Raw genomic sequence first — 7,438 nt, 5'->3', positions numbered from 1 at the left:
GAGCGACACCGAACTCATCGGAGATGCCATTGCCACCGAGCATGTCCCGCGCCATCCGCGCGATATCCAGCGACTTGCCACAGGAGTTGCGCTTCATGATCGAAGTGATTTCAACGGCGGCAGTGCCTTCATCCTTCATCCGACCCAAGCGCAGGCAGCCTTGCAGCGCCAGGGTGATCTCGGTCTGCATGTCGGCAAGTTTCTTCTGCACCAGTTGCGTCGCGGCCAACGGGCGACCGAACTGCTGACGGTCCAAAGTGTATTGGCGCGCGGTGTGCCAGCAGAACTCGGCGGCGCCCAGTGCGCCCCAGGAAATGCCATAGCGTGCGGAATTGAGGCAGGTGAAAGGACCTTTCAGGCCACGGACATCCGGGAAAATGTTCTCTTCCGGCACGAACACGTTGTCCATGACGATCTCACCGGTGATCGAAGCGCGCAGGCCGACCTTGCCGTGAATCGCCGGAGCGCTCAGACCTTTCCAGCCTTTCTCCAGAACGAAGCCACGGATATCGCCGGCATCGTCCTTGGCCCAGACCACGAAGACGTCAGCGATCGGGCTGTTGGTGATCCACATTTTCGCGCCGGTCAGGCTGTAGCCGCCATCGACCTTGCGAGCCCGGCTAATCATCGCGCCCGGATCGGAACCGTGGTTCGGTTCGGTCAGACCAAAGCAACCGATCCATTCGCCGGAAGCCAGCTTCGGCAGATACTTCTGTTTCTGTGCTTCGGTACCGAATTCGTTGATCGGCACCATCACCAGCGAGGATTGCACACTCATCATCGAGCGATAGCCAGAGTCGACGCGCTCGACCTCGCGGGCAATCAGGCCGTAACTGACATAGTTCAGACCGCTGCCACCGTACTGCTCAGGAATGGTCGCGCCGAGCAGGCCGACTTCGCCCATCTCGCGGAAGATCGCCGGATCGGTCTTCTCATGACGGAAAGCTTCAAGTACACGCGGCGCCAGGCTCTGTTGAGCGAACTGCGCGGCGGTGTCGCGGATCATCCGCTCCTCTTCGGTGAGCTGTTGATCCAGCAGCAGGGGATCGATCCAATTGAAGCTAGCTTTACCGCCCATGAGTGTGCCCTCGCAATCTGGTGAATTAACGTGGCATTGATCCTAGGCGCGGTTCGCCATCGCGGCAAACGAGGATTTCGCATTCTGTTGTGCTAATTTCTCACTCCGAAACGTCGTGAATTGCTTTTTATGCGGCGCATTAGTGAGGTTGACGTACATGCGCAGGAAAATTCCCAGCACCGCTGCACTGATCAGCTTCGAAGCCGCCGCCCGCCATGAGAGCTTTACCCGGGCCGCTGAAGAGCTGTCGCTCACCCAGGGCGCCATCTGCCGACAGATCGCCAGCCTTGAAGACTTCCTCAGCGTGGAACTGTTCCGACGCTCGCGACGTGGAGTGAAACTGACCGAGGCGGGTCTTTCCTACAGTCGTCGGGTGGCGACTCAGCTCGATGCGGTGGAGCGCGACACCCTTTCGGTGATGGGCCAGCAGGGTACCAACGTTATCGAGCTCGCCGTCGTCCCGACCTTCGGCACGCAATGGCTGCTGCCGCGACTCAAGGACTTTCAGCTCAAGCACCCGGAAGTGACCGTCAACCTGACCAACCGCACCCGGCCGTTCCTGTTTGCCGACACCGAATTCGATGCCGCGATTTACTTCGGCGACGCCGACTGGTCGGGTACCGAATCCCACAGATTGATGGGCGAGAATCCGATGCCGGTATGCAGCCCCGCCCTACTCGGCGATCGCAAGCAACTGACAGCGCAAGCCATCGCCGAGCTACCGCTGCTGCAGCAGACCACCCGACCTTACGCCTGGCGCCAATGGTTCAACTCGCAGCAACTGAATATTCCTCGCGACATGACAGGTCCACGCTACGAGCTATTCTCCATGCTTGCCCAGGCAGCCATGCACGACATGGGCGTCGCGCTGATTCCGCCGTTCCTGATCCAGCGCGAGCTGGCAGAGAAACGGCTGGTGATTGCCAACCCTCAAGCGCTCTCCAGCATCAAGGCCTATTACCTGATGATTCCGGAGCGAAAGGTCGAATCGGCATCGCTGAAGGCATTTCGCGACTGGCTGGTAAATCAAGCGCAGAGCTACAGCCTAGAAGAATAAAGGCTCTGCGCAATACTTAACCCCGTAGTCAGAAAAAACAAAGCCCTACAAATATAACTATTTGTCGCTTTTGCGCAGACTGTATCCGAAAGTCGTACAGACGTCCCACAAGCTGCCAAACACGTGGCTTTGAGCCTCTAATGGCGACTCATTACTGCCTATTCACGCCACCGATGCGAATTTTTTTCAAATTCAACCAGAATCCATGCAGGGCACGGCCTGCAAGGGGTTCAACTGGCCATCTGCGACATTCGGTCACGGCATGACTTGTAGTTAATTTTCCGTCACCCGTCATAATCCCTTGAAGGGCATAAAGTTCGCCTGCAAAATGCCGCGCCCCGCCTCGATTCGGCGGGATCGTGCTGATCGGCCGCCCCAGTCGCACCATCCGTAGTGCATGGGTTTACTCAATAAGATCACGCAGGAGATTTGACGTGCACATTGGTGTTCCCCTCGAAACCCAGACCGGTGAAACACGGGTTGCTGCAACCCCGGAAACCATCAAGAAGCTGATCAGCCAAGGCCATAAGGTCACTGTGCAAAGTGGCGCTGGCGTCAAAGCCAGTGTCGTCGACAGTGCCTATGAAGCGGCCGGCGCAAGCATTGGCAGCGCCAATGACGCGTTTGGCGCCGAGCTGATTCTCAAAGTGGTCGCGCCAAGCGATGCCGAACTGACGCTGATCAAGCGCGGTGCGGTGCTGGTGGGCATGCTCAACCCGTTCAACAACGAGACCATCGCGAAGATGGCCGAATGCGGCATTACCGCGTTCGCCCTCGAAGCGGCGCCGCGCACCTCGCGGGCGCAGAGTCTTGATGTGTTGTCGTCGCAGGCGAACATCGCCGGCTACAAAGCGGTGTTGCTGGCCGCTCACTATTACCCACGCTTCATGCCGATGCTGATGACTGCTGCGGGCACCGTGAAAGCGGCGCGGGTGCTGATTCTTGGCGCAGGCGTGGCCGGGTTGCAGGCGATTGCCACGGCGAAACGCCTGGGTGCGGTGATCGAGGCGTCCGACGTGCGCCCAGCGGTGAAGGAACAGATTGAATCCCTCGGCGCGAAGTTCGTCGACGTGCCCTACGAGACCGATGAAGAGCGCGAATGCGCCGTCGGTGTCGGCGGTTATGCGCGGCCGATGCCGGCGAGCTGGATGCAGCGCCAGGCTCAGGCGGTGCATGAGCGCGCCAAGCAGGCCGATATCGTCATTACCACCGCGCTGATTCCGGGCCGCAAGGCGCCGACACTGCTCAGCGCCGAGACCGTTGCGCAGATGAAGCCGGGCTCGGTGGTCATCGACCTCGCCGCCGCTCAGGGTGGCAACTGCCCGCTGACCGTGGCCGATCAGATCGTTGTGGAAAACGGTGTGACCATCGTCGGCCCGACCAACCTCGCCGGTGAAGTCGCTGCCGACGCTTCGGCGCTGTACGCACGCAACCTGCTGGACTTCCTCAAGCTGGTGTTCACCAAGGAAGGCCAGTTCGACGTCAACCTCGAAGACGACATCGTCGCCGCGTGCCTGATGTGCCGCGACGGCCAAGTCATCCGCAAAAACGCCTAAGCAGGGATTCAGACGATGGAAGAGCTTATCTCCCCCGGTATCTACAACCTGATCATCTTCGTGCTGGCGATTTATGTCGGTTACCACGTGGTCTGGAACGTTACACCTGCGCTGCACACGCCGTTGATGGCGGTGACCAATGCCATTTCCGCGATCGTGATCGTCGGCGCCATGCTCGCCGCTGCGCTGACCGTCACGCCGCTGGGCAAGACCATGGGCACGCTGGCTGTGGCACTGGCGGCGGTCAATGTGTTTGGTGGCTTCCTGGTCACCCGCCGCATGCTTGAGATGTTCAAGAAGAAAGCCCCGAAAGCAAAAGAAGAGGCGCCGAAGTAATGAGTATGAATCTCGTCACGACGCTCTACCTGATCGCGTCGATCTGCTTTATCCAGGCCCTCAAAGGCCTGTCGCACCCGACCACTTCGCGGCGCGGCAACCTGTTCGGCATGCTCGGCATGGCGCTGGCAATCATCACCACGGTCGGCCTCATCTATAAGTTGGGCGCTGAACTGGCCACGGCTGGCATCGGTTATGTGATCGTTGGCTTGCTGGTCGGCGGCACCGCCGGTTCGATCATGGCCAAGCGCGTTGAAATGACCAAGATGCCGGAACTGGTAGCGTTCATGCACAGCATGATCGGCCTCGCGGCGGTGTTCATTGCCATTGCGGCGGTGGTCGAGCCGCAGTCGTTGGGTATCGTTAAACAGCTGGGCGATGCGATCCCGGCGGGCAACCGCCTGGAGCTGTTCCTCGGCGCTGCGATCGGTGCAATCACCTTCTCGGGTTCGGTAATCGCCTTCGGCAAGCTCTCTGGCAAATACAAGTTCCGCCTGTTCCAGGGCGCACCGGTACAGTTCGCCGGTCAGCACAAGCTCAATGCGGTTCTGGGTCTGGCCACGCTGGTTCTCGGCCTGACCTTCATGTTCACCGGCAACCTTACGGCGTTCGCGCTGATGCTGGCGCTGGCGTTCGTGATGGGCGTGCTGATCATCATCCCGATCGGCGGCGCCGACATGCCGGTGGTGGTGTCGATGCTCAACAGCTATTCCGGCTGGGCGGCGGCGGGCATCGGTTTCTCGCTGAACAACTCGATGCTGATCATTGCCGGCTCGCTGGTGGGTTCGAGCGGTGCGATCCTCTCGTACATCATGTGCAAGGCGATGAACCGCTCCTTCTTTAATGTACTGCTCGGCGGTTTCGGCAATACGGCAGACGCAGGTCCTGCCGGTGCGCAGGAAGCACGCCCGGTGAAATCCGGCTCGGCTGATGACGCAACCTTCCTGCTGACCAACGCCGATACCGTGATCATCGTCCCGGGTTACGGCCTGGCAGTGGCCCGTGCCCAACACGCACTGAAGGAGCTGACCGAGAAGCTGACCCATCGCGGCGTGACCGTGAAGTACGCGATCCACCCGGTAGCCGGTCGCATGCCTGGGCACATGAACGTCCTGCTCGCCGAGGCCGAAGTGCCTTACGACCAGGTGTTCGAAATGGAAGACATCAACTCCGAGTTCGGCCAAGCCGACGTGGTGCTGGTGCTCGGTGCGAACGACGTGGTCAACCCGGCCGCGAAGAACGATCCGAAGTCGCCGATTGCCGGCATGCCGATTCTCGAAGCATTCAAGGCCAAGACCATCATCGTCAACAAGCGCTCGATGGCCAGCGGCTATGCCGGCCTGGACAACGAACTGTTCTATCTGGACAAGACCATGATGGTCTTCGGCGATGCGAAGAAAGTCATTGAAGACATGGTCAAAGCGGTCGAGTAATTCACCGCTGCAATAGCGAACGCCCCGACTTGTCGGGGCGTTTTTGTTTGCACCAGAAGCTGGACAATTTGCCGCGTTGTTGCAGATCCGGTAACGGTGTTTTACTGCAAACCCGCGAAATAGAGGCCTCGTTTGCGACCTTGGTAGCGGGACAGGCGCCGGCCAAATTCACTAGACTGCGCATCCTGCTACTCGTTGCCCGAGATAATAATCCATGTACCGTGACCGTATTCGCCTGCCTTCGTTGTTGGACAAAGTGATGAGCGCTGCCGACGCCGCTGCTCTGATTGAGGACGGCATGACCGTCGGCATGAGCGGTTTCACCCGCGCCGGCGAAGCCAAGGCCGTTCCCCATGCACTGGCCGAGCGCGCCAAGGTCACACCGCTGAAGATCAGCCTGATGACCGGCGCCAGCCTGGGCAACGACCTCGACAAGCAATTGACCGAGGCCGGCGTGCTGTCGCGGCGCATGCCGTTTCAGGTCGACAGCACGTTGCGCAAGGCCATCAACGCCGGCGAAGTGATGTTCATTGACCAGCATCTCTCGGAAACGGTAGAGCAGTTGCGCAACCAGCAATTAAAGCTGCCGGACATTGCCGTCATCGAGGCAGTCGCCATCACCGAACAAGGCCATATCGTGCCGACCACTTCGGTGGGCAACTCGGCCAGCTTCGCGATCTTCGCCAAACAAGTGATCGTCGAGATCAACCTGGCCCACAACGCCAACCTCGAAGGCCTGCACGACATCTATATCCCGACTTACCGCCCGACGCGCACGCCAATCCCGCTGGTGAAAGTCGACGATCGCATCGGCAGCACGGCAATTCCGATTCCGCCGGAGAAGATCGTTGCGATTGTCATCACTCAGCAGTCGGACTCGCCGTCGACAGTGTCGGTACCGGACGTTGATACCAACGCTATCGCTGAACACCTGATCACCTTCTTCAAGCAGGAAGTTGCGGCCGGCCGCATGACCAACAAGCTCGGCCCGCTGCAGGCTGGCATTGGCAACATCGCCAACGCGGTGATGTGCGGCTTGATCGACTCGCCGTTCGAAGACCTGACCATGTATTCGGAAGTGCTCCAGGATTCGACTTTCGACCTGATCGATGCCGGCAAGCTGAGCTTCGCCTCGGGCAGTTCGATCACCCTGTCCGAGCGGCGCAACAGCGACGTGTTCGGCAACCTGGAGAAGTACAAGGACAAACTGATTCTGCGGCCGCAGGAGATCTCCAATCACCCGGAAGTGGTGCGCCGTCTGGGCATCATCGGCATCAACACCGCGCTGGAGTTCGATATCTACGGCAACGTCAACTCCACCCATGTCTGCGGCACGCGGATGATGAACGGCATCGGCGGCTCCGGCGACTTCGCGCGCAATGCGCATCTGGCGGTATTCGTGACCAAGTCGATCGCCAAGGGTGGCGCGATTTCCAGCGTGGTGCCGATGGTCAGCCACGTCGACCATACCGAGCATGACGTCGACATCCTGGTGACCGAAGTCGGCCTCGCCGACCTGCGTGGCCTGGCGCCACGGGAGCGTGCACGAGTGATCATCGACAACTGCGTGCATCCGGACTTTCGCCATGCACTGAATGATTACTTCACCGCTGCCTGTGCAATTGGCGGGCACACCCCGCATATTCTGCGCGAAGCCTTGAGCTGGCATATGAATCTGGAAGAAACCGGGCGCATGCTGGCGGTGTAATTCACACAGATAACCACCGAGGCAAACACAGTTTTGCGTCGATGGATCTCCGCTAGTAGCAGAATCGTCGAAAACTGTACTGCTGTACCGGTGCTTTCCTACAGCAAAGTCCTACTCAATAGCTTAATTCCAGTCAAAATGCACCAATCTAGTGCGGACAGGTACAGTTTGCCCAATTTCGACCCGTACACCATCCGTAAACAGTTAACTGCTAGCTCACAATACAAATGAACTGTATCTACAGAGACTAGGCAAACGAGAGGATCATGG

General features: G+C 59.2%; 6 protein-coding genes. 5 read left to right on the top strand and 1 reads right to left on the bottom strand.

The annotated features are described in order from the left end of the window. Nucleotides 1-1,078: acyl-CoA dehydrogenase (locus D6877_RS12630; RefSeq protein WP_130910994.1), on the bottom strand; the 1,078-nt coding region annotated here is incomplete at its 3' end. A 157-nt stretch (nucleotides 1,079-1,235) separates the two neighbouring features. Here D6877_RS12630 and D6877_RS12625 point away from each other — a divergent pair. The 5 genes from D6877_RS12625 (at nucleotide 1,236) to D6877_RS12605 (ending at nucleotide 7,168) form a co-directional block, all read left to right on the top strand. Next, entirely contained in the window at nucleotides 1,236-2,135 is a 900-nt protein-coding gene (locus tag D6877_RS12625) for a LysR family transcriptional regulator (RefSeq protein ID WP_130910993.1), read from the top strand. A gap of 434 nt (nucleotides 2,136-2,569) precedes the next feature. After that, on the top strand, nucleotides 2,570-3,691 hold the full coding sequence (locus D6877_RS12620; RefSeq protein WP_130910992.1) for a Re/Si-specific NAD(P)(+) transhydrogenase subunit alpha: 1,122 nt from the start codon (nucleotides 2,570-2,572) through the stop codon (nucleotides 3,689-3,691). Nucleotides 3,692-3,706: 15 nt separating this feature from the next. Continuing rightward, entirely contained in the window at nucleotides 3,707-4,027 is a 321-nt protein-coding gene (locus D6877_RS12615) for an NAD(P) transhydrogenase subunit alpha (RefSeq protein ID WP_003220416.1), read from the top strand. Continuing rightward, nucleotides 4,027-5,460, top strand: coding sequence for an NAD(P)(+) transhydrogenase (Re/Si-specific) subunit beta (locus D6877_RS12610; RefSeq protein WP_016772296.1), 1,434 nt, complete (start codon nucleotides 4,027-4,029; stop codon nucleotides 5,458-5,460). Before D6877_RS12615 ends, D6877_RS12610 begins: the two co-directional genes overlap by 1 nt. Before the next feature lie 214 nt (nucleotides 5,461-5,674). Continuing rightward, the gene (locus tag D6877_RS12605) at nucleotides 5,675-7,168 is read left to right on the top strand and encodes an acetyl-CoA hydrolase/transferase family protein (protein ID WP_130910991.1); all 1,494 of its coding nucleotides are present in this window, start codon (nucleotides 5,675-5,677) and stop codon (nucleotides 7,166-7,168) included. Nucleotides 7,169-7,438: the final 270 nt, after the last annotated feature.

This window comes from Pseudomonas sp. Sample_9 (assembly GCF_004307535.1).
GTDB lineage: Bacteria > Pseudomonadota > Gammaproteobacteria > Pseudomonadales > Pseudomonadaceae > Aquipseudomonas > Aquipseudomonas mercuritolerans.
The sequence above is the reverse complement of the archived record's forward strand: the minus strand, read 5'-3'. Positions and strand labels throughout refer to the sequence as shown.